Below are 20,143 nucleotides of genomic sequence, written 5' to 3' on the forward strand. Positions count from 1 at the left end.
GGCCCCCCCGCGGCGGGGTTCGCGGCGCTGGGCGGGTACGGGGTCGTCGCCGTCGAGCGCGTCGACGGCGGCGGTGGCACGGGCGGGGTCGTAGTCGGCGACCACCAGCGCCTCGAAGAACGGACGGCGGGCGGCGATGCGGGTGATGGCGGTGCCCACACCGCCGGCGCCCACGAGCAGGACACGCATGACGAGAACTCCCTCGGCTGAGACTGCGAACGAAGGTGTGCGAAGGGGGGCCCTGAGAGAGATACAACGCCGTGCGCCCGCGTAAGGTCAATGGCGTTGGCATAAGAGCGAAGGGCGACCCGGCCGAAGCGCAACGACCGACGTCCGAAGACCGACGTCGGACGTCCGAAGACCGAAGACTGAGACCGAAGACCGAAGACCGATGAGCGCGGATGAGGGGACGAGGGGGCGAGGGCCGTGGCCAAGCAGGTCGTACCCGAGGAGAAGCGGCGCCGGCGCAGGCCCACCCGCAGCGGCACCGTGCTGTCCGAGCGGCTGATCGTCGAGGCGGCGCTGCGCCTGCTGCGCGAACACGGCAGCGCCGGCCTCAGTGCCCGCCGGCTCGGCATCGCCCTCGACTGCGACCCCAGCACCCTCTACCGGTACTTCCGGGGCATGGACGAGCTGACCCTGGCCATCGGTGACGCGCTCGTCGGCGAGGCGCTGCGCGGCTGGCGGCCGACGGGGGAGTGGCGCACGGATCTGCACACCGTCGGGCTGCGTATCCACGCCGCCTACGTCGCCCACCCGCAGGCCGCCCAGCTGACCGCGAGCCGGGTGACCGGCCGGTCCAACGAACTCGCCGCCGACGAGGCCGTCCTGGACGTGCTGCGTACCGCCGGGTTCCCGCTGCCGGACACCGTGCGGATCTACCACGCGTTCATCGACCAGACGCTGGCCTTCGCCGCCCTGGACGCCGCGTCCCTGGCCCTGCCCCGGGCCGCGCAGCGCGCCGACGAAGCGGTGTGGCGTTCGACGTACGCCCGGCTGCCCGCCGAGACCCACCCCCGGATCGCCGAGGCGGCCCCGCTGCTGTCGACCCGCATGGTGACCAGCGCCTATCCGACGGCGCTGGAGATGCTGCTGGACAGTGCGCAGGCGACGCTGGCCGGGCTCAGCTCCTGAGCGCCTCGGCCGCCGTCGCCGTCACCGCGTCCGCCACCGCCGCCAGCGCCGGGGAGTCCAGCTTCCACTGCTGCCAGTACAGCGGGACGTCGAGCGGGTGTTCGGGGGCGAGGGAGACCAGACGGCCGGAGCGCAGCAGCGGGCCGGCCTGCGCCTCGGGCACCATGCCCCAGCCCAGGCCGGCGACCACGGCGGCCACGAAACCCTCCGAGGTCGGCACCGCCTGTCGTACCGGACTCGCGCCGCCGGCGCCCCGGCGCAGCCCGCGCACGAACGCGTCCTGGAGGTCGTCGCTCCGGTCGAAGGTCATCACCGGCGCCCGGGCGAGGGTTTCGTGGAGCGGGCCGTCGACCAGGTGGCGGGCGACGAAGTCCGGGGTCGCGGCGGCCAGGTAGCGCATCGTGCCCAGGGTCCGTACGGAGCAGCCGGTCACGGCCTCGGGCGACGATGTCACCGCGGCCATCACCAACCCCTCCCGGAGCAGCTCCGCCGTGCGGGTCTCGTCCTCGCGGTGCAGTTCGAAGCAGAGCTGCGGCTCCCTCGGCACCCGGGGCAGGGCCGGCAGGAACCAGGTGGCGAGCGAGTCGGCGTTCACCGCGACCGTCACCCGGGCCGGCTCGCCCTCGCCGCTCATGCCCAGCTCGGACCGTGTGTCGCGCTCGAGCCGGGCCAGCTGGCGGGCGAACCGGACGACGATCTCGCCCGACTCCGTGGCCCGCACCGGCTTGGTGCGCAGCAACAGCACCCGGCCGGTGCGCTGCTCCAGGGCCTTGACGCGCTGACTGACCGCCGACGGCGTCAGATGCAGGACGGCGGCGGCCGCGTCGAAGGTGCCCTCGTCCACCACCGCGAGCAGGGTGCGCACCTGGTCGAGCGGAAGGTCCGGCATCATCCGATCATCACGGGTACTCATCACGAGGGCTAATGATACGTAAGAATCTTTAGCTGTACGTACAGTGATCGCTTCCCTAGCGTGGACGTCATGTCCCACACCCTCACCGCCGCGGCCGCCGGATTCGGCACCGGTCTGTCGCTCATCGTCGCCATCGGCGCCCAGAACGCGTTCGTCCTGCGTCAGGGCGTCCGCCGTGACGCCGTCCTCGCCGTCGTCGGGATCTGCGCCCTGTCCGACGCCCTGCTGATCGCCCTGGGTGTGGGCGGGGTGGGCGCGCTGGTGGTGGCCTGGCCCGGGGCACTGACCGTGGTCGGCTGGATCGGCGGTCTGTTCCTGCTCTGCTACGGGGCCCTCGCGGCCCGGCGGGCGTGGCGGCCCACGGGCGCCCTGACGACGGAGGGGGAGGGGACGGGATCCTTGCGCCGGGCCGTGTTGACCTGTCTGGCGCTGACCTGGCTCAACCCGCACGTCTACCTCGACACGGTCTTCCTGCTCGGCTCCGTCGCCGCCGACCGTGGCCCGCTGCGCTGGACCTTCGGTCTCGGCGCCGTCCTCGCCAGCCTGTGCTGGTTCGCCGCGCTGGGCTTCGGCGCCCGGCTGCTCGGCCGGTTCCTGACCCGGCCGGCCGCCTGGCGCGTCCTGGACGGTCTGGTCGCCGCCACGATGATCGTCCTCGGCGTCTCGCTCGTCGTCGGAGCCTGAGCCGCCCGGGCCTGAGCCGCCCGGGCCGGGTCTTCGGGCCGGGTGTTCGGTTCGGCGTGCGGATTCCGGAATCTGAGATCTCGCGTCCACCGGTCGGTGAAAGCACGCCAGGTGCTGGGATAGTGACCTCCGGACCGAAAGATGTAACGAGCAACCAGGAATCGCGTGGACACGAGCGAGAGCAGCACCGCACCCGAGGCCGAGGAGACCGACCCGAGTCGACAGGACCGGCCCGGGCGGGGCTGGCGCCGCTGGGCGATGGACACCCGGCCGCTGCGCCGGCCCGCCTATCGGCGACTGTGGTCCTCCACCATCGTCACGGCCGTGGGCAGTCAGCTCACCGCCGTCGCGGTGCCCAAGCAGATCTACGACATCACCGGGTCCTCCGCCTGGGTCGGCTACGCGAGCCTCGCCGGTCTGGTGCCGATGGTGCTGTTCGCGCTGTGGGGCGGTGCGGTCGCCGACACCGTCGACCGGCGCAAACTGCTGCTGGCCACCAACAGCGGTATCGCCGTCACCTCGGTGCTGTTCTGGCTCCAGGCGGTGGCGGGACTGGACTCGGTGGCCGTGCTGATGGTGCTGCTCGCCACCCAGCAGGCGTTCTTCGGCCTCAACGCGCCCGCCCGCAACGCCTCCATCGCCCGACTGGTCCCGGCGGAGGAACTCGCCGCCGCGAACGCCCTCGGCTCGACCGTCATGCAGACCGGTCTGGTCGCCGGGCCGCTGCTCGCGGGCTCCCTGATCCCCGTCGTCGGTCTGCCCGAGCTGTACCTCCTCGACGCCGTCGCGCTGTGCGTGACGCTGTGGGCCGTGGCCCGCCTGCCCGCGCTGCCGCCCCTGGCGAGCGCCACCGTCCGGCGTGCCGGTGTGCGCGAGATCGTCGAGGGTTTCCGCTACATCTCCGGGCACAAGGTCCTGCTGCTGTCCTTCCTCGCCGACGTCATCGCCATGGTCTTCGGCATGCCCCGGGCCCTGTTCCCGCAGCTCGCCGCCGAGACGTACGCCTCCTACGGCGAAGGGCTCGCCCTCGGCCTGCTGTTCGCGGCGATCCCCATCGGCGCGGTGCTGGGCGGACTGTTCTCCGGCACGTTCTCCCGGGCGCGGCGGCACGGCTGGATGGTCATCGGCGCGGTCGTCGCCTGGGGCGCGGCGATCGCCGGGTTCGGACTGAGCGGCAGCCTGTGGCTCGCCGTGGTGTTCCTGGTCTGTGCCGGCGTCGCCGACATGGTCTCCATGGTCTTCCGCGGGGCGATCCTGCTGTCCGCCGCCACCGACGAGATGCGCGGCCGGATGCAGGGCGTCTTCACGGTCGTCGTCGCGGGCGGCCCACGGCTGGCCGACGCCCTGCACGGCACGGCGGGCGCCGCCTTCGGGCCCCGGGTCGCGGTCGCGGGCGGCGGTCTGCTGGTCGTCGCGTCGATGCTGGGCCTGGCCGTCGCCGTGCCCGCGCTGCGCCGGTACCGCGTCTGAGCCGGTACCGCGTCCGATCCGGGCGCGGGGTCTACAGCACTCCGCGCCCTTGCGCCCCGTACTGCTCCATCAGCTTGCCCCGGGTCGTCTCCAGCCGGTGCGCGAGGATCTCGGCCACGATCCGTATCAGCGACAGCCCGAGCGCCGGATCCTCGTCGCACAGGGCGAGCACCGGTGGCGCCTCGAACTCGTAGGCGCGTACGGGGCTGAAGGCCTCCGCGCCGAAGTCCCACCGGTAGGGCGGGAACAGCCACGACCAGCCCAGCAGGTCGCCGGCGCCGAGGCTCGCGACGGTGACCCGCCGCAGGGACGTCACCTGCTGGACGAGCGAGACCGCGCCGGAACGGATGACCCAGAAGCGGTCGGCGGTGCCGCCGGGTTCGAAGATCCGGGTGTCCTCCGGGAAGGACACCTCACGGGCGAGCGTCATGAGGCGCTGACGCTGGGGCGGGGGGAGCGCGGTCAGCAGTTTCGTCGCTTTGGTCATGGCCCGGAGCTCCTCGCCGACGATCGGTGGGGTTGCTTCCCCTTACCATTTCAGCCGCTGCCGACGCCCCGGGCACCTCGGCGGGCCGCACTTTCCGTGCGAGGGCCACGAGGGCATGGAAAAGCCCTGGCTGGACGGGGGAGGCCAGCCAGGGCAGCAAAAGGTGGTGTACGGAGGAGGAGTGGCTTCGACCCCGCTCACCAGGTATGAATGAACCGTAAACCATTCGCGGAGATTTTGTGCACTCGGAAGCCGGTCACGTGACCTGTTTCACTTCACCGCAGTCGCCGCCCCCGGTCAATACGGCTCGGCGCTCCGGCCGGGCGTCACGATCTCGTCCAGCACCTTGAGTACGGCTTCGTAGGCCAGACCCCGGGTCCGGGCGTCCCGCGCGTCGTCCGCGCGTTCCGTGCCGGCCCGGGCGAGGTCCGCGCCCCGGGCCCGCCAGGCCAGCAGTTCCTCGTGGGCGCAGGCCCTCGCCCGCTGGATGCGCCGCAGCAGTTCGTCCGAGTCCACCACATCGGTCATGCGGTTCGCGTACCCGTATCCGGCGGGACGAATGCTCCCCGTCCGGGAGGTTTGGCCGCCGCCGGGGCGGCCAGCCGAAAGGGAGACGACCGCACCGTCCGGCGGAAGAGAGCGCCGGGTGCGGAAGGGGCGCCGAACCCACCGCACAGGCGCGGCCGTCCGACCAGCCGGGACCAGCGCAGGGGAGCGAAGGGATGCGTACGAACGACTCGACCGACCGGGGGAGCGCTCAGGGCGGCGCCCTCGGACGCGGCGGGCACGAACAGTGCCGGCCGGCCGACGTCCGCAGCGCCGTCCGGCGGGCGGTGACCGGAAGCTGCGGGGCCATCGGCTGTCCGTACGACGAGGACGGGCTCTCGGACGCCCTGCTCGTCGCCTCGGAACTGACGACCAACGCCATCCTGCACGGCGGCGGCATCACCGGATTCGACGTGGACATGGACGGGCCGGCCGTGCGCGTGTCCGTCAGCGACCGCAGCGACCGGCTGCCGGTCACCACCGCCCCGCTCGACGAACAGGGGCGACAGCGCACCGGCGGTCGCGGCTGGCCGATCGTCTGCCTGCTGGCCCGCAATGTGAGGGTGGCCTGCCTGCCCTCCGGCGGCAAGCGCATCACCGCCGTCGTCCCCGTGTTCTGACCCGGGCGCCGACCGGCCCGGGACGCGGACGGCGAACCTGTGAACGCCTTTTCCGCACGCGGAGTTTGTTCGTCCGGAGGCCGGGCAGGCGGAGGTTCGTGCTTCGGACCGGAGGCGCGCCGACGGGAGCGACTTGTCCGCTCCGGGGCGCCTCACGCGCTCCGGACAGCGGGAGTTCACCGTCGCCAGTCCCTGAGACCACCGTTCAGGAGAGCGATACCGCATGCCTATCGACATGTCGACAAGCCGTCCTTCCGCATCCGCCCCCGCCACCGCGCAGTTGAGGCGCACGCACGCCGACGCGCCCGACACCATGAGCCGGTTCGCCCGGCTGGTCACCCTGGAGGAGGGCCCCGAGCGGGACGCCGTACGCGACGAGCTCGTCACCGCCTGGCTGCCCATGGCCCACCGCATCGCCGGCCGTTTCCGCGACCGCGGCGAGGCGATCGAGGACCTGCGGCAGGTCGCGGCGCTGGGACTGGTCAAGGCCGTCGACCGCTTCGACCCCGAGCGCGGAGCCTTCGAGAGCTACGCCGTGCCCACCATCACCGGGGAGATCAAGCGGCACTTCCGCGACCGGATGTGGGCGCTGCGCGTGCCCCGTCGGGTCCAGGAACTGCGCAACAAGGTGCGCGTCGCCCGCCGGGAGCTCACCCAGAACCCCGGGGCGACCGAGCCCTCCGCCGCCGACATCGCCACCCACACCGGGCTCACCGAGGACGAGGTGAACGCCGGCCTGGAGGCCCTGGAGAGCTTCAGCACCCTCTCGCTGGACGCCGAGTCCTCGGCCGGTGACGACGGCTACAGCCTCGCCGACACCCTGGGCGACTCCGACTCCTCCCTCGATGTCGTGGTCGACCGCGAGTCCGCCAAGGAAGGCCTGCGCCGGCTGCCGGAACGCGAGCGCGCCATTCTCTACATGCGGTTCTTCGAGGACATGACGCAGAGCAGGATCGCCGACCGGCTGGGCATCTCCCAGATGCACGTGTCCCGGCTCATCAGCCGCAGCTGCGAGCGGGTGCGTCAGGAAGCCCTGCGCTGACGGCGCTACACCCACCCGATCCGAACGGAGGAGAAGCAGACCGATGCTCATGCCGCATCCCGCCGTCCTGCGCAGACTCGTCGACGAGTACGAAGCGCTGACGCGACCCGGATCCACCGAGGTACCGCCGCAGGAACAGGCACAGGCGCGTGATCTCGCCTACACGCTGTGCGTGTCCACCGGCACGCGCGACGTGAGGCACGCCCTGGAGACGGCACGTCAATGGCTCGACGCGGCCTCGGCCGCCGACACCGCGGTACGCCCGCCGACCGACAGAGATCCCCACGTGTACGCCTGACCGGGCAGGGTGGACGCGCGGGATCCCGCGTCCACCCCGCCGCTCTGTACGGGCACGGTCCAGGAGAGTCGGACGTGTGTACGACGTGAGCCGGGGCATGCGGATCCCGCAGGAATCGGGGAGACACTAGGGGAGGTCGGCATGGACACGAGTGCTCTGGCACGCAACGGCCGGGTCGAGGTGCAGCGGGCGGCGCGGGGCTCGGTGACGAAGGGCGCCGCCAAGGCGGGGTTCGTCGCGCGAGGCGTGATCTATCTGCTGGTCGGACTGCTGGCGCTGCAGATCGCCTTCGGCCACGGCGGCCGGCAGGCCGACCGCCAGGGAGCCCTGGCGGAGATCTCGGAGAAGCCCTTCGGCGCCGTGGTGCTGTGGGCCCTGGGCGTCGGACTGGTCGGCATGGCGCTGTGGCGGCTCTCCGAGGCCGTCTTCGGCGGAGTCGGCGCCGACGGGCGCAGCGCCAAGAAGCGGCTGTTCGCGCTCGTCCGGTGCGCCTTCTACTCCTTCGTCGCCTACTCCGTGCTGGCCTTCGCCGCCGGATCGGGCAGCGGCGGTTCCGGTGACGAGCAGTCCCGGGACGTCACCGCCCGTGCGCTCGAACTTCCCGGGGGGCAGTGGATCGTCGGCGCGGGCGGCGTGGGGATCGTCGGCGCGGGAGTGTGGATCGGCGCCCGGGCCGTCATGCGGTCCTACCGGAAGAAGCTGCGGCTCGGGGAGATGTCCCCGCGGACGCGGCGGCTCGTGGACATCACCGGGGTGGGCGGCGGTGCCGCCCGCGGCGTGGTGTTCGCCGCCGCGGGAGCCTTCGCCGTACGGGCCGCCGTCGAGTACGAGCCGAAAGAGGCCAAGGGTCTGGACGACACCCTGCGCTCGTTCGCCGGCACGCCCGCCGGGCCGGGCCTGCTGGCCTGCGTCGCCGCCGGGCTGATGCTCTTCGGACTGTTCTCGTTCGCCATGGCCCGCTGGCGCAAGGTCTGACGTCCGGATGCGTGGGAACACGGACCAGATGAACGAATCAGAGTTCCCGCGCGACGGACGGCCCGTGGACATGTACCTCGACCTTCTGCGCGTCCGCATGGACAGCGAGGACTACCAGCTGCTGCTGAAGGTCGTCGCACCCGCGCTGCGCGCTCTCGAGGAACAGCGACCCGAGAGTCTCGACTTCGCCATCGACCCGCAGGACACCCAGCAATTGCCCCAGGAGATCCGCGACGAGGCCGCCCTGGTCATCGCCACCGCGGTCACCGGCCGGCTGGACAACCAGCTGGTGGAGATAGACGTCGACGGAACCGGCCCGGTCCGGGTGGTCACCGACGCGGGCACCGCGTCCGACCCCACCCGCCTCGCCGAGATCGCCGGCTGCATCAGGCAGCGCCACCAGGACACCGAGGAGCTGCGGGGCATCGCGGCGGCGAGCGACATGTCCACGGACTTCTGACCGTGGGCGCGACCGCCGTCACTTCGGCGGGGCCACCGGTACGCCGAGCGGCCGGGCCAGGCCGACCACCGCTTCGTCCAGGCGCTGAAGGTGCCGCAGCACGCGGTCGGTCACCCGGCCGTAGCGCGGTGTACCCGGCCCGCCGGGCTTCAGCAGCGAGGCGATGCTCGGCCCGGTCAGCACCTCGGCGGTGCTCCGCTCGCCCGCCACGCGCGCGGAGATCGCCCCGATGTTGTGCTTCAGGCGCTGCCCGGCGCGGCGCAGGCCCGGGTCCGCCACGATGGACTGCTGCGTCGGCAGCAGCTCGGCCATGGCCGCCAGGGTCCGCGCGTGGTACGCGCAGGTCTCCAGCAGCGCGACGACGTACCGGGCCGTGTCCCGTCGGGTCCGCAACGGCGTGACCGGGTGCGTCAGGGGCTGCGTCGCCGCCCGCAGATCGGCCAGTGCCTGGTCCAGGTCACGGGCCCGGTCCAGCAGCTCGGCCGGGGGACCGCCGCTCAGCTGCTCCACGGCCGCCTCGGTGACGTCGGTCAGCCGGTCCAGCACGGTCGTCAGCAGCTCGTTCGTCCGCCGGTCCGTGTGCACCGGCAGCACCAGCGCCGCCGCGACGATTCCGCAGGCCGCCCCCAGCGCCGTCTCCTCCACCCGCAGCACCAGCACCGACATGCTGTAGGTGTGCAGCAGCGTGTACAGCACACCCAGCGCGGCCGTCACGAAGAACGACATCAGCGTGTACGACAGCGGCGCCGTGTAGAACATCGCGAACACGCACAGCAGCACCACCGCGAACGCCGTCCACGTGTGGTGCCCGACCACCCCCGCCAGCACGATGCCCGCGACCACACCGAGCACGGTGCCCAGCAGCCGCCGGTAGCCCTTCACCAGGATCTCCCCGGTGGAGGCGGTGTTGATGAACACGATCCAGCAGGTCAGCACCGCCCAGTACCAGCGGTGCGCGGAGAGCAGCTCGCCGCCCATGATGGCCAGCGACGACCCGACGGCGACCTGCACGGCGGCCCGGGTGGTCGGCCGCCGCAGCCCGGTCTCCTTCCCGGCCGCGGAGTCCTCGTCCTCCTCGCCCGCGCCGATCGCCGCGTCCTCCGCGTCCAGTTCCTCGCGCGAACGCGCCGTCTCGGGGCTGTCCTCGGACTCGTCCTGCGGCCCGTCGAGCGCGACCCGCAGCCCCAGCACCGCGCGCGCCGCCTCACCGACGCCCCGGAAGACGTCCTGGACGGACGGAGACGCCTTCGGCAGGTTCTCCTCGTCCCGGTAGCCGAGCAGCCGGTTGCGGACGTGAGCCGTGGCCGCGCCCTCCGCGACGGGAATCCGGACCAGCAGCCGCAGGGCCCCCAGATCACGGCGCAGGGCGGCGAGGGCGTCGTCCCGGACGGGGAGGTGGCCGCCCTCCGGCAGCGGCGCCCCCGGCAGGTGCAGGGTCAGGGTGTCGGCCCGTTCGGCGCTGCGCGCGGTCAGCAGGAGCAGGCCGAGCCGCTCGGCGGCGATCTCGGCGTCGGCGATCCGGCGCTGCACCAGCCGGGCCGTCGCCTCGTCCGGAGTGCCCTCCTCCAGCCGGCCCTGGATCAGCATCGCCGTCTCGTGCAGCCGGGCGGTGCCCTCGCGCACATGGGCCACCGCCTTCTCGATGTCGTCCGGACCGGCGTCGAGCAGGTCGAGCTGGGCGGCCAGCAACTGCGCGAGCCGCGCCCGGAAGGCCTCGCGCAGCCGATGGAGGATTCCGGTCGGCGTCTGCGGCACCAGCCCGAAGCGTGCCACCGCACTGCACACGAAGGCGACGGCCAGCACCGCGTAGAACCCCGGCAGGCTCGCTCCGTCGACCCCGACGAACAGCGACAGGAAGTAGACCTGGAAGCCGACGAGACCGAGCGCCGTGCCCCGGTCGCCGAACCGGCGGCCGTACACGGCGCAGAAGATCAGGGCGACGAAGAAGAAGTCGCCCGCCACCGTCCGGGAGCTGAGCAGCGCCGCCAGCGACATCGAGGCGAACGCCACCGGCAGGCCCAGCGCCAGCGTGACGGCCTGCCGGTCGCGCTGCTTCTCCCGGATCGCGAACGTGGCGACCATCGCGGCGATGGCCCCCGCCACCAGGTGCGGGACGTCAGCGCCCAGCAGCGAGAGCACGGCCAGCGTGAGGGAGATCGCGCCGACCGTCCGCAGCCCGGCCGCCAGCCGCAGCAGTCCGGGGTCGGACGCCGCGATCCGATCCCGCCACCGTGCACCGAACGACCGTGCCGCCGCCCTCACGCCGCCGTACTCTCTCCCGCCGTCCGAGCTCAGACGGCCTCCGGCCCGGGCCCCTCGATCTGTGCCCGCACCTGCTCGGGCGTCAGATAGCTGTCCGTGTACTCGAAGTCCTTCAGCTTCGCCGCCCGCCGCGCCTGGAAGCCGGTGCGCACGAAATCGTCGCCCGCGACCGCGTTGAGCGTCCAGTTCGTCAGCACCCGGGCCTTGGCCACGCCCGTGCGCAGCGCCGACCAGTGGTAGCCGCGGGCCACCGCCTGGGCGGGCAGCCCCCGCAGCTCGATGCCGAGCGGCTTGGAGACGGCGTCCGTGCCACCGAGGTCGACGACCAGACCGAGGTCCTTGTGCACGTACGGCCGCATCGCCCGGCCCCGCAGCGTCGCGATCACGTTGTCGGCGACGACCTTGCCCTGCCGCATCGCGTGCTGCGCGGTCGGCGGGCAGATCGCGCCCTGCTCGCCCTTGGCCTCGTCGGGCACGGCGGCGGCGTCCCCGAGCGCGAACACCCCGTCGTTCCCGGGCAGGTTCATCTCCGCGGCGACGGCGAGCCGTCCGCGGACCGTCTCGGCGCCGAGCGTCGCGATCAGCGGGCTCGCCACCACTCCCGCCGTCCAGATCAGGGTCCGGGTCGGGATCACCCGCCCGTCGGTGAAGGTGACCTCCTCCGGGCCCGCCTTGGCGATGGACACGCCCAGCGAGATGTCGATGCCCCGCTTGCGCAGCACCTCCTGCGCACTGCGGCCGAGCTTGTCGCCGAGCTCGGGCATCAGCTTGGGCGCGATGTCGATCAGATGCCACTTGATCAGGCTCGGGTCCAGGTTCGGATAGCGCTTGACCGCGTTGTGGGTGAGGAGCTGGAGGCAGGCGGCGGTCTCGGTGCCGGCGTAGCCGCCGCCGACGACCACGAACTGCAGTCGCGAGGTCCGCTCGGCGGGGTCGTGGCTGGCGTCGGCGAGGTCGAGCTGGCTGATGACGTGGTCGCGGATGTACGCGGCCTCGGCGAGGGTCTTCATCCCGAAGGCGTGCTCGGTCAGCCCCGGGATGTCGAAGGTGCGGGTCACGCTGCCGGGAGCGAGCACGATGTAGTCGTAGGGCTCGTTGACGATCTCGTCGGTGATGGTCCGGATGACGCAGACCTTCGACTTGAGGTCCACCCCGATGGCGCCGCCCGGAATGATCCGGGTGCGGTACTTCTTGCTGCGGCGCAGCGAGACGGCGATCGACTGGGGTGTCAGCACCCCCGAGGCGACCTGTGGCAGCAGCGGCAGATAGAGCTGGTAGGCGAACGGCGTCACCAGGGTGACGTCGGCCTCCGCGGTGGAGAGCGCGCGTTCCAGACGCCGAACGCACCCCACTCCCGCGAAGCCCGCGCCCACCACCAGGATCCTGGGTCGTGTCACGATGTCCATCCCTTTCTGCGGCTCCAGGCGGTCTGCCCCGACGTCATGCGCGTGCCCCGCCCGCGGGCGCTTCGCACCTCATCGATCCCACCGCGCCCGGACTGGTTCCGCCAGCCGGGCGAGGCATGCAGACGAACGTTTCTCCTGAGGTCACCGTCGTACCCCCCGAAGGGCCTGTGTACGCCCGTTGCCTTCGGGTAGGCCGAGGTACATGACAATCGCGGAGGCCGGAGGATAGTGGCGGTGTGGTGCGCGGACGGCGCCGACGACGACCGGTGGAAGAGTCGTCGGACACAGGCCGGGCAACTCGCCGAGGCGGTGGAGAGCCTGGTGGCCTGCTGGCTCACGGCCGCGGAGGAGAGCAGACCCCGGCTGCCCGCAAGACAGCTGCTGGCGCTGCGGACGGTGCACAGCCGTCCGGAGCTCAATCTGACGGCCCTGGCCGAGCACCTGGGCGTCGGTCTGCCCACCGCGAGCCGGCTCTGCGACCGGCTGGAGGCCGCCGGTCTGCTGGAGCGGACCGTGCAGCCCAGCAACCGGCGTGAGGTGCAGCTCGTGGTGACCGGTTACGGACGACGCCTCCTCGCCGACGTCGCCGAGCGCCGCGTACGGCGCCTCGCGTCCGTGTTCGAGGCGATGACCCCGGCCCAGCGCACCGCACTGGAGCACGGGCTCTTCGGCTTCCACCAGGCGCACCTGTCGGGCCCGGGGCCGCAGGAGCCGACGGACGGCTGACCGCGCCCTCGGCCGACCACCCCCTCGGCCGACCACCCCCTCGGCCGACCGGGTCTCAGGACCCGGGCCGGGGGTGGCTTCCGGCGTCACTGCCGGCCTGGCTGCCGGCCTGGCTGTCTATGTGGCACAGCAGCAGGCAGACGTCGTCGTCCCGCTCGGAGTCGCTCAGCATCGGGTCCAGGATGCGCTCCGCCGAGCCGTCCAGGTCCGCGTCCAACTCCTCGGCACGGAACGCGCCCAGCGCCGCCGCGAGCCGCTCTATGCCCGGGTCTATGCCCTGGGCCCGCCGCTCGACCAGCCCGTCGGTGTAGAGCGCCAGCGTGGACCCCGGCTCCAGCGGCACCGTGTGGTCGGCGATCTCCTGGTGCAGCGGGATGCCGAGCATCGCCCCCGGCTTGGCGTCCAGGGTGCGCACCCGCCCGTCGGGGCCGCGCAGCACGGGCGGCGGATGACCCGCCGCCGCCCACGTCAGCACCGGCTCGCCGGGCTGGAAGCGGGCGATGACGGCGGTCGCGTACAGGTCGGGCTGGAGATGGTGCAGGAACATGTGCAGCCGGGTCAGCAGCTCGCCCGGGCTGCCGCCGTCCACGGCGTAGGCGCGCAGCGCGGTGCGCAGCTGGCTCATCATCACCGCCGCGTGCAGCCCGTGCCCCGTCACATCGCCGATGACGGTGATCAGGCTGCCGTCGGGCTGCCGGAACGCGTCGTACCAGTCGCCGCCGATGTTCAGCCCGTACGTGGCCGGCAGATAGCGGGCCGCGAGGCGCAGGCCGGGCGTGGTCGGCAGGTCGGTGAGCAGGGCCCGCTGGAGGGTCTCGGCGATGTCCCGGTTGTGCTCGAAACGGCGGGCGTTGTCGAGCGCGCCGCCGGCCCGCCGGGTGAGTTCCACGAGCATGACGGCGTCGTCCGGGTTCCAGCGCTCGCCGGGCGGGGTCAGCGTCACGACGCCCAGGGGCGCGCCGCGGGTCGGCAGCGGCACGCACAGCAGGGACCGGCCGGGATGCAGCGCCGACGGCGGCTGGTCGTCCACCCCGGGCATGCCCCCGGGGTGCGCGGCCGCGTACTGCGGACGTCCGGTGCGGGCCGCGGTCACGGCGGCCGCCGGACGCGGGACGGACGGCACCCGCTCGTCCTCGGCGTCGAACAGCCAGACGTCGGCCGTGCGGGCGTACTCGGGCACCAGCAGCTCGGGCAGCAGGCGGGCGATCTCCTCGTGGTTGAGGGAGGCGGTCAGCGTCGCGCTGGCGTCGGCGAGGAACGTCAGCCTGCGCCGGGCTTCCTCCGCCTCCCGGCGGGCCGCGCGCTCCGCCGCGAAGGCCTCGCGCTGCGCCCGTCCGGCGGCGTCCAGCTCGGCGTGCAGCGCCAGCACGCCCTGGTTGGTCTGGTGCAGCTCCTCCCGGTGGAAGGCGACCAGCTCCTCCTGCTCGGCCAGTCGCTCCAGCACCAGGGAGGTGTCCTCGTCGGCGCCGAGCAGGGCCTCCGAGAGGGCGGCCGGATCACCCGCCACGGCGTCGCAGACGGGACCCGCGGCCGGCTCCGGGCAGGGCACCGTGACGTACCACGACCGCTCGCCGTCGGCGGGGGAGGGCGAGATCTCGACCCGCAGCGAGCCCCGGGCCACCGTGAGGACGAACTGCCGGCTGTCTCCCTTGGCCAGACACCGGCGCAGCCGTGCGCTCAGGGCCGCGGCCAGCCGCGTGCGCTCCAGCGGCGGCACACCGTACGCGGCGGCCACCCGCGCGGTGGTGATGCGCGCGCGTGCGGCGTCGGTCACGGTGCTGATCGGCCAGGTCTGCTTCATGGGCCATCCGGCGGTGTCGGGGACAGGACGGCCACGGCGGTGTCGTCACGCACCGGGCGGGCGGAGCTGCCGGCGTCGCGGACCGTGACGGCGGCGGTGACGGCGGGGTCGCAGGACAGCAGACGGGGGTCCACGGGCGGCGCCCAGCGGCTGGGCAGCCCGTCGCTGTGCAGGACGAGCAGACGGTCCTCGGCCCAGACCGCCTCGGTCTCGGGCAGCGTCGTGGGCCGGTGCGCGCCGACTATGCCGGGCCGGGACAGCAGGTGACGCCAGGAATCGCCCTCGCGCAGCCGCGCCCCCACATTGCCGACGCCGGCGAACAGCAGCCGCCCGGCCCGCAGGTCGAGCTGGGCCACCGCGACCGCCGCGCCCCTCGTGCCGCGCAGCGCGGAGTCGAGCAGGCGCAGCAGTTCGGCCGGCGGCAGGTGGGGCGAGCGCCGTACCTCGTGGACCGCCGTGACCGAGGCACGGGCGGCCTCGGGGCCGTGGCCCAGCCCGTCGGCCAGCATCAGGGTCAGCCGGTCGCCGTCGCGGACGCAGGTCCAGGCGTCCCCGGAGCACGCGGCACCCCGGAAGGGGATGTTGACGCCACCCACCCGCGCGGAGAAGGGCGCGGCCGCGGGGGAGACGTCGCCCGGCGCTGCGGTCCCGGTCTGCTCGGGAGTCTGCCCGGGGGCCGGCTCACGGCGGCTGCGGGTTCTGGCCGGGCCGCCGATCCGGGCCAGCGCGACCGTCCCGCGGCCCGGGACACTGTGCAGGTCGAAGTCGTCGGCGAGCCGTCGGCAGGTGCCCAGGCCGGCGCCCAGCGAGCCCGCCGTGGAGAACCCGTCGCCCAGGGCGGCGGGGACGTCGGACATGCCCGGACCGTGGTCGAGGGCGACGACCTGCACGACGAGGTCCCCCGTCCGGCCGCTCGGCGCGGCGAGCGCCTCCACCAGAAGCTGTCCGCCGCGCGCGTGCTTGAGCAGGTTCGTGGCCAGCTCGGTCGCCACGAGGGCGGCGTCGGCGGTGCGCGACCGGTCCAGGCCGGCCAGCGCCGCCGCGCCCTCCGCGGCCACCCGTGCGTCGCGCACCCGCGTCGAGTCGTGCACCGGGACGTCCCACACCTGCGTCATCGTCGCTCCTCACGCTGCCGTGGCGAGCGGACCGTCCAGGAGGTCACCGTGACCGTGGTGCCGACGCCGGGCGTGCTGTCGAGGGAGAACTCCTGCACCAGTCGCCGCGCCCCGCCCAGGCCGAGACCCAGCCCGCCGCCGGACGTGTAGCCGTCGCTCAGCGCCCGCTCCGGGTCGGCGATGCCCGGTCCCTGGTCCGCGAACGTGAGCCGCAGCCCCTGCGCCCGCCCGTCGGCCAGGTGCGCCGCCGCCATCTCACCGCCACCGCCGTACACCAGGGTGTTGCGGGCCAGTTCGCTGGCCGCGGTGACCAGTTTCGTCTGGTCCACCAGGCCGAAGCCGAGCGCGGCGGCCGCCTGTCGCACGTGCTGGCGCACCCACACCAGGTCCCGGTCCGAGCGGATCGGCAGGCGGGCCTCCACGCCCGCGATCGTCCCGCTCACCGAGGCTCCCGGCGCGGGCCGCCCGGAGCCGTCATGGCGAGCAGGTCGAGGGCCGCCTCGGTGCTGAGCGCGGTCCGCAGGCCGGGCAGCGAGAGACCCAGCTCCACCAGCGTGATCGCCACCGCGGGGCGCATGCCGGCCACCACGGTCTGCGCGGCCAGCAGCCGGGAACTGGCGGCGATCTCGGCCAGGACCCGCCCCAGGAAGGAGTCGACGATCTCCACCCCGGAGATGTCGATGACCACGCCGGTCACCCGGCTGCGGACGATCTGGGCGGCGATGTCCTGCTGGAGCTGCTCCGCGGTGCCGTCGTGCAGGTCGCCCTGGAGGGTGATCAGCAGGACGTCGCCGAGCCGGAGCACCGGCACGTGGGCCGTGCCCGAGAGGGAGAGGTCGTGGTTCACCGGGGACCCGCACCGCCGGGCGTCGCGAGCACGATGTCGGCGCCCAGCCGGTGCAGGGCGTACCCCAGGGCGTCGGCGAGGCTCGACCGGGTGACCACGGTGCCCAGATCCAGGCCGAGGTGCACGATGGTCTGCGCGATGGCGGGCCGGATGCCGGAGACGACGCACTCCGCGCCCATCAGCCGGACGGCCGCGACGGTCTTCATCAAGTGCTGCGCCACCAGCGAGTCGACCATCGGCACCCCGGTGATGTCCAGGATCGCGAAGCGGGCCTGCTCGTCGACGACCGACGTCAGCAGCGTCTCCATGACCACCTGGCTGCGGGCGCTGTCGAGCGTGCCGATGAGGGGCACGGCGACGATGCCGTCCCACAGCCGGATGACGGGTGTGGCGGCCTCCAGCAGTTCCACCTGCTGCCGGTCGATGAGGGCCTGGCCCTCGCTCAGCGAGGTCTCCAGGACCACCAGCCGCAGCGTGCCCATCAGCACGGTCAGCAGCGTGGCGCACTCCCGGAGGTGTTCGGGCGGCGCGTCCGCCAGGTCGGCGACCAGCAGGTTCACCGCGGGGGTGCGCAGGCCGTCCACCTCGGTGGACACCTGGCCGGAAGTGAGCCCGAAGCGGACCCGGGACGCCGCCATCCTGGCCAGCTGCTCGCGGACCACGGTGAATCCGGCCGCGTCCGTGTCCGCCACCCGGCCGGTGTCGGCGATCTGGGCGAGCGCGTCGACGACGACCCGGCCCGCCTCCACGGCCTCGTCCCGCGAGACGGTGAACACCGTGCGGAACAGGGGTTCGTCGGCCCAGCGCTGGGCGATCTGCTCACGGCGGCGGTGCAGGAACTTCCCGACGTCGCTCGCCGGTGTCGTCTGCTCTGCGGCCGTTTCGTGCTCCGGCACGTGATTCTCTCCTCGTTCTGGTCGGCTTCTCTGTCGCCACCGTGGCCGCCGGAGGCGGTCGGTGGGCGGCGGGCTATGACGCGGGCCGTTTCCCGAACCAGTCGAGACACACGACCAGTGCGTCGTCGTCCGGCTCGGGCCTTCCCCGGTGCCCGGTCAGCCCGCGCAGCACCGCGGCCGGGACGTCCGCCGCCGGCAGCAGGGACGCGTTGCCGACCGCCCGCGCGAGGGCGTTCTCGCCGTACGACTCGCCGCCCGGCGCCGCGACCCCGTGGACTCCGTCGCTGACGAAGAGCAGCCGGTCGCCGGGCAGCAGGGTGAGCTCCTGGACGACGTAGTCGGTCTCCTCGAACATGCCCAGCGGCAACTGCGCGTCGAGGTCCACGAGGGACAGGACCCGGTCGCGCACGAGCAGCAGCTGCGGTGAGCCCGCGTCGACGACCCGCATCCGCCCCGTGGACAGCTCGATGTCCACCAGCAGGACCGACAGATGCGCCTCGCCCCGGTAGTGGGCGTAGAGCGCCTGGTCGGCGAGGGCCGCCTGGTCCTCGATCGGGATGCCGGCACGGCGCGCGTTGCGCAGCGCGTTGATGCCGAGGCTGGTCAGCAGGGAGGCCTCGATGCCCTCGCCCATCCCGTTGGTGACGTAGACCAGCAGATGGTCGGCGGACGCCTCCCAGTCGAAGTTGTCGCCGAAGATGTCGTAGGCGGGCTCGAGTTGGGCACCCAGGGCGTATTCCTCCCGGGTGCACGAGCGGGCCGGGAGGAGCTGCCACTGCATCTCCGCCGCCAGCGTCAGCCGTTCCCTGCGGCGGGCCCGCGCGTACAGGTCGGTGTCGCGTTCGGCGACCACCAACTCGTGCCCGAGGAGTTCCGCCAGCTCGGTGAGTTCGGCGAGGGACTCGCGGGTCCGCGCGGGCAGCGTCAGGGACAGCACGCCCAGCCGGTCGCCGCGCACGGTCACCGGCAGATGCGCCCGCACCCGGCCGTCGGCCGGCTCCTCGACGTACGGCTGCTGGGACCCGAAGGCCCGCCCGGGCGCGCTGCCCTGTACGGGCACCGGCTCCGTGCCGCTCGGCGCGGGCGGTACGGGCAGCAGCACCGTCAGCCCGTAGTCGGCCAGCCGCAGCTCCGCGGCCTCCGCCGCGTACCGGGTGCGCAGCACCTGGCGCAGGGTGTCGGCCAGCTGGTGCGGAGCCGCGGAGCGCAGGGCGCGTCCGGCGGCGACGAGTCTGTTCCCGTGGTCGGTCACGGCGTTCTCCAGGGGGACATGGTGTGGGGCCCGAGGCGTTCCCGGTGGTGGGCGTGGGCTGACAGCCGTCGCGAAGCCTGCGAGAGTGTGACGGTGATGTCCCCCTCCTCGCGTCCGCAGCCACTCCAGGTGGCCCGTGTGACCTCAGAGGCGGCGGAGTTGCTGGAAGTCCTCTGGGGCCGTGCCTCGACGGCGCCGGTCTCCGCCTCCCAGTTGCGCGTGCTGTTCATCCTGGAACACCACGAAGGCATCAACCTGCGCACCCTCGCCGAGTTCCTCGGGTCCACACCGCCGTCCACCAGCCGGCTGTGCGACCGCCTCCAGGCCGTCGGCTTCGTCGAGCGCAGGGTCGCCGCCGAGAGCCGCCGGGAGCTGGAGCTGTTCCTGAGCCGTCGCGGGAGTGCCTTCCTCGCCGACCTCAGGTCACGCCGTGAGGCCGCGCTGGAAGGCGTGTTGGAGCAGATGTCCGCCGCGCAGCGCGCCGCGCTGCTCAGGGGGCTGGAGGCGTTCTGTTCGGCCGCGGCCGAACAGATCCACGACTCCGACGCCACGGACGCCCGTACCGCCTGACGGTGTTCCCGGGTGACCGGGTTCGCCCACAGGCACATCCGTCTTCCCTCCCGCATCACAGTCCCGCTCACTCTGTTGCCTTACGTACACAGTTGCTAAATGACAAGTATTGGACGGTAGTCGGCCGTCTTCGCCCGTTTACCGGCGCCTGACGGACGGCCGCCGGTCAGCCCTGCGGGTCTTCCGGGAGCTGCTGCCGGTCGACGAGCTCCAGAGCCTCGTCGACCTTCTCGGATATGGGGACCGTGAGGCTGACCCCGGTGAGGTCCAGGACCCGGCGCACGGCCGGCGTGGGAGCGATCACATGCACGCTCCCCGGCAGGCTCCGGGCCTCCTGGTACACCCGCAGGATGATGTTCATGCCGGACGAGTCCATGAACGGAACCGCCGAGAGGTCGAGGAGGAAGTGCCGTCGGCCATGGTGCAGCTGGTTGGCCAGATGCGCCTGGAGATCGGTCGCGGTGTCGAGATCGAGATGGCCTTCGACCGTGACCAGGGCGACGTCCTCGCGAGGCAGGGTGACCTCCACGGACAAGGGGTTCTGGGCGATGGACACACGTACCTCCGAAAGCTGACGGTCGGGAGCGTCTACCCCGGTGGGCGACTCCGATGCGCGGCGACGGCGGGCGAAGGCGGGCG

General features: G+C 73.0%; 23 protein-coding genes. 10 read left to right on the forward strand and 13 right to left on the reverse strand.

Translation table 11 applies throughout. The features are described from left to right. The coding region (locus tag ABT070_RS42850) for a saccharopine dehydrogenase NADP-binding domain-containing protein (RefSeq protein WP_351768409.1) at nt 1-189 on the reverse strand (189 nt) is incomplete at its 3' end. A gap of 237 nt (nt 190-426) precedes the next feature. Between ABT070_RS42850 and ABT070_RS42855 the strand changes: the two genes are divergently transcribed. Beyond that, nucleotides 427-1,134 carry a TetR/AcrR family transcriptional regulator gene (locus ABT070_RS42855; RefSeq protein ID WP_351768410.1) on the forward strand — a complete coding sequence of 236 codons (708 nt, stop codon included), beginning with the start codon at nt 427-429 and terminating at the stop codon, nt 1,132-1,134. Here ABT070_RS42855 and ABT070_RS42860 read toward each other — a convergent pair. Continuing rightward, the gene (locus ABT070_RS42860) at nt 1,124-2,026 is read right to left on the reverse strand and encodes a LysR family transcriptional regulator ArgP (RefSeq protein WP_351768441.1); all 903 of its coding nucleotides are present in this window, start codon (nt 2,024-2,026) and stop codon (nt 1,124-1,126) included. The two genes, ABT070_RS42855 and ABT070_RS42860, sit on opposite strands and share 11 nt — an antisense overlap. 90 nt (nt 2,027-2,116) lie before the next feature. On the opposite strand from ABT070_RS42860, the gene ABT070_RS42865 reads away from it, so the two are divergent. Together ABT070_RS42865 and ABT070_RS42870 are read left to right on the forward strand one after the other, a co-directional pair. Further along, nucleotides 2,117-2,731 (forward strand): LysE/ArgO family amino acid transporter, encoded by a 615-nt coding sequence (locus ABT070_RS42865; RefSeq protein ID WP_351768411.1) that lies wholly within the window; start codon nt 2,117-2,119, stop codon nt 2,729-2,731. A 165-nt stretch (nt 2,732-2,896) separates the two neighbouring features. Beyond that, complete coding sequence (locus ABT070_RS42870) at nt 2,897-4,201, forward strand: MFS transporter (protein WP_351768412.1); 1,305 nt, start codon at nt 2,897-2,899, stop codon at nt 4,199-4,201. Nucleotides 4,202-4,232: 31 nt separating this feature from the next. On the opposite strand, the gene ABT070_RS42875 is transcribed toward ABT070_RS42870, so the two are convergent. Then, entirely contained in the window at nt 4,233-4,688 is a 456-nt protein-coding gene (locus tag ABT070_RS42875; protein WP_351768413.1) for a cyclic nucleotide-binding domain-containing protein, read from the reverse strand. A gap of 297 nt (nt 4,689-4,985) precedes the next feature. Then, nucleotides 4,986-5,216 carry a hypothetical protein gene (locus ABT070_RS42880; RefSeq protein ID WP_351768414.1) on the reverse strand — a complete coding sequence of 77 codons (231 nt, stop codon included), beginning with the start codon at nt 5,214-5,216 and terminating at the stop codon, nt 4,986-4,988. Nucleotides 5,217-5,410: 194 nt separating this feature from the next. Here ABT070_RS42880 and ABT070_RS42885 point away from each other — a divergent pair, with 194 nt between their 5' ends. From ABT070_RS42885 to ABT070_RS42905, 5 genes are all read left to right on the forward strand, one after another. Continuing rightward, nucleotides 5,411-5,854, forward strand: a complete 444-nt coding sequence (locus ABT070_RS42885; RefSeq protein ID WP_351768415.1) for an ATP-binding protein — start codon at nt 5,411-5,413, stop codon at nt 5,852-5,854. A gap of 223 nt (nt 5,855-6,077) precedes the next feature. Further along, complete coding sequence (locus ABT070_RS42890) at nt 6,078-6,896, forward strand: SigB/SigF/SigG family RNA polymerase sigma factor (protein ID WP_351768416.1); 819 nt, start codon at nt 6,078-6,080, stop codon at nt 6,894-6,896. Between the two features lie 43 nt (nt 6,897-6,939). Next, nucleotides 6,940-7,194, forward strand: coding sequence for a DUF5133 domain-containing protein (locus ABT070_RS42895; RefSeq protein ID WP_351768417.1), 255 nt, complete (start codon nt 6,940-6,942; stop codon nt 7,192-7,194). A gap of 141 nt (nt 7,195-7,335) precedes the next feature. Continuing rightward, nucleotides 7,336-8,169: a DUF1206 domain-containing protein gene (locus ABT070_RS42900; RefSeq protein ID WP_351768418.1), complete on the forward strand. Its 834-nt coding sequence runs from the start codon at nt 7,336-7,338 to the stop codon at nt 8,167-8,169. A 28-nt stretch (nt 8,170-8,197) separates the two neighbouring features. Beyond that, the gene (locus ABT070_RS42905) at nt 8,198-8,629 is read left to right on the forward strand and encodes a hypothetical protein (RefSeq protein ID WP_351768419.1); all 432 of its coding nucleotides are present in this window, start codon (nt 8,198-8,200) and stop codon (nt 8,627-8,629) included. A gap of 18 nt (nt 8,630-8,647) precedes the next feature. On the opposite strand, the gene ABT070_RS42910 is transcribed toward ABT070_RS42905, so the two are convergent. Together ABT070_RS42910 and ABT070_RS42915 are read right to left on the reverse strand one after the other, a co-directional pair. Beyond that, nucleotides 8,648-10,891, reverse strand: a complete 2,244-nt coding sequence (locus tag ABT070_RS42910; RefSeq protein WP_351768420.1) for an FUSC family protein — start codon at nt 10,889-10,891, stop codon at nt 8,648-8,650. 29 nt (nt 10,892-10,920) lie between these two features. Beyond that, the gene (locus ABT070_RS42915; protein ID WP_351768421.1) at nt 10,921-12,297 is read right to left on the reverse strand and encodes an NAD(P)/FAD-dependent oxidoreductase; all 1,377 of its coding nucleotides are present in this window, start codon (nt 12,295-12,297) and stop codon (nt 10,921-10,923) included. Nucleotides 12,298-12,531: 234 nt separating this feature from the next. On the opposite strand from ABT070_RS42915, the gene ABT070_RS42920 reads away from it, so the two are divergent. Further along, nucleotides 12,532-13,023: a MarR family winged helix-turn-helix transcriptional regulator gene (locus ABT070_RS42920; RefSeq protein ID WP_351768422.1), complete on the forward strand. Its 492-nt coding sequence runs from the start codon at nt 12,532-12,534 to the stop codon at nt 13,021-13,023. Nucleotides 13,024-13,078: 55 nt separating this feature from the next. Here ABT070_RS42920 and ABT070_RS42925 read toward each other — a convergent pair whose 3' ends face one another. The 6 genes from ABT070_RS42925 to ABT070_RS42950 form a co-directional block, all read right to left on the reverse strand. Further along, nucleotides 13,079-14,824: a PP2C family protein-serine/threonine phosphatase gene (locus ABT070_RS42925; protein WP_351768423.1), complete on the reverse strand. Its 1,746-nt coding sequence runs from the start codon at nt 14,822-14,824 to the stop codon at nt 13,079-13,081. Beyond that, the gene (locus ABT070_RS42930) at nt 14,821-15,939 is read right to left on the reverse strand and encodes a SpoIIE family protein phosphatase (RefSeq protein ID WP_351768424.1); all 1,119 of its coding nucleotides are present in this window, start codon (nt 15,937-15,939) and stop codon (nt 14,821-14,823) included. The genes ABT070_RS42925 and ABT070_RS42930 overlap by 4 nt, the downstream gene beginning before the upstream one ends. Continuing rightward, nucleotides 15,936-16,382, reverse strand: a complete 447-nt coding sequence (locus tag ABT070_RS42935; RefSeq protein ID WP_351768425.1) for an ATP-binding protein — start codon at nt 16,380-16,382, stop codon at nt 15,936-15,938. Before ABT070_RS42935 ends, ABT070_RS42930 begins: the two co-directional genes overlap by 4 nt. Beyond that, nucleotides 16,379-16,786, reverse strand: a complete 408-nt coding sequence (locus ABT070_RS42940; RefSeq protein WP_351768426.1) for an STAS domain-containing protein — start codon at nt 16,784-16,786, stop codon at nt 16,379-16,381. The genes ABT070_RS42935 and ABT070_RS42940 overlap by 4 nt, the downstream gene beginning before the upstream one ends. Further along, the gene (locus tag ABT070_RS42945; protein ID WP_351768427.1) at nt 16,783-17,682 is read right to left on the reverse strand and encodes an STAS domain-containing protein; all 900 of its coding nucleotides are present in this window, start codon (nt 17,680-17,682) and stop codon (nt 16,783-16,785) included. Before ABT070_RS42945 ends, ABT070_RS42940 begins: the two co-directional genes overlap by 4 nt. A gap of 73 nt (nt 17,683-17,755) precedes the next feature. Beyond that, nucleotides 17,756-18,934, reverse strand: coding sequence for a PP2C family protein-serine/threonine phosphatase (locus ABT070_RS42950; RefSeq protein ID WP_351768428.1), 1,179 nt, complete (start codon nt 18,932-18,934; stop codon nt 17,756-17,758). A 96-nt stretch (nt 18,935-19,030) separates the two neighbouring features. Here ABT070_RS42950 and ABT070_RS42955 point away from each other — a divergent pair, with 96 nt between their 5' ends. After that, entirely contained in the window at nt 19,031-19,504 is a 474-nt protein-coding gene (locus tag ABT070_RS42955) for a MarR family winged helix-turn-helix transcriptional regulator (RefSeq protein WP_351768429.1), read from the forward strand. Nucleotides 19,505-19,670: 166 nt separating this feature from the next. Here the strand turns inward: ABT070_RS42955 and ABT070_RS42960 are convergent, their stop codons facing one another. Continuing rightward, a complete protein-coding gene (locus ABT070_RS42960) occupies nt 19,671-20,060 on the reverse strand; it encodes an STAS domain-containing protein (RefSeq protein ID WP_351768430.1) in 390 nt (129 codons plus the stop codon). Nucleotides 20,061-20,143 lie beyond the last annotated feature (83 nt).

Source organism: Streptomyces sp. NPDC002884, assembly GCF_040295245.1.
Classification (GTDB): Bacteria; Actinomycetota; Actinomycetes; order Streptomycetales; family Streptomycetaceae; genus Streptomyces.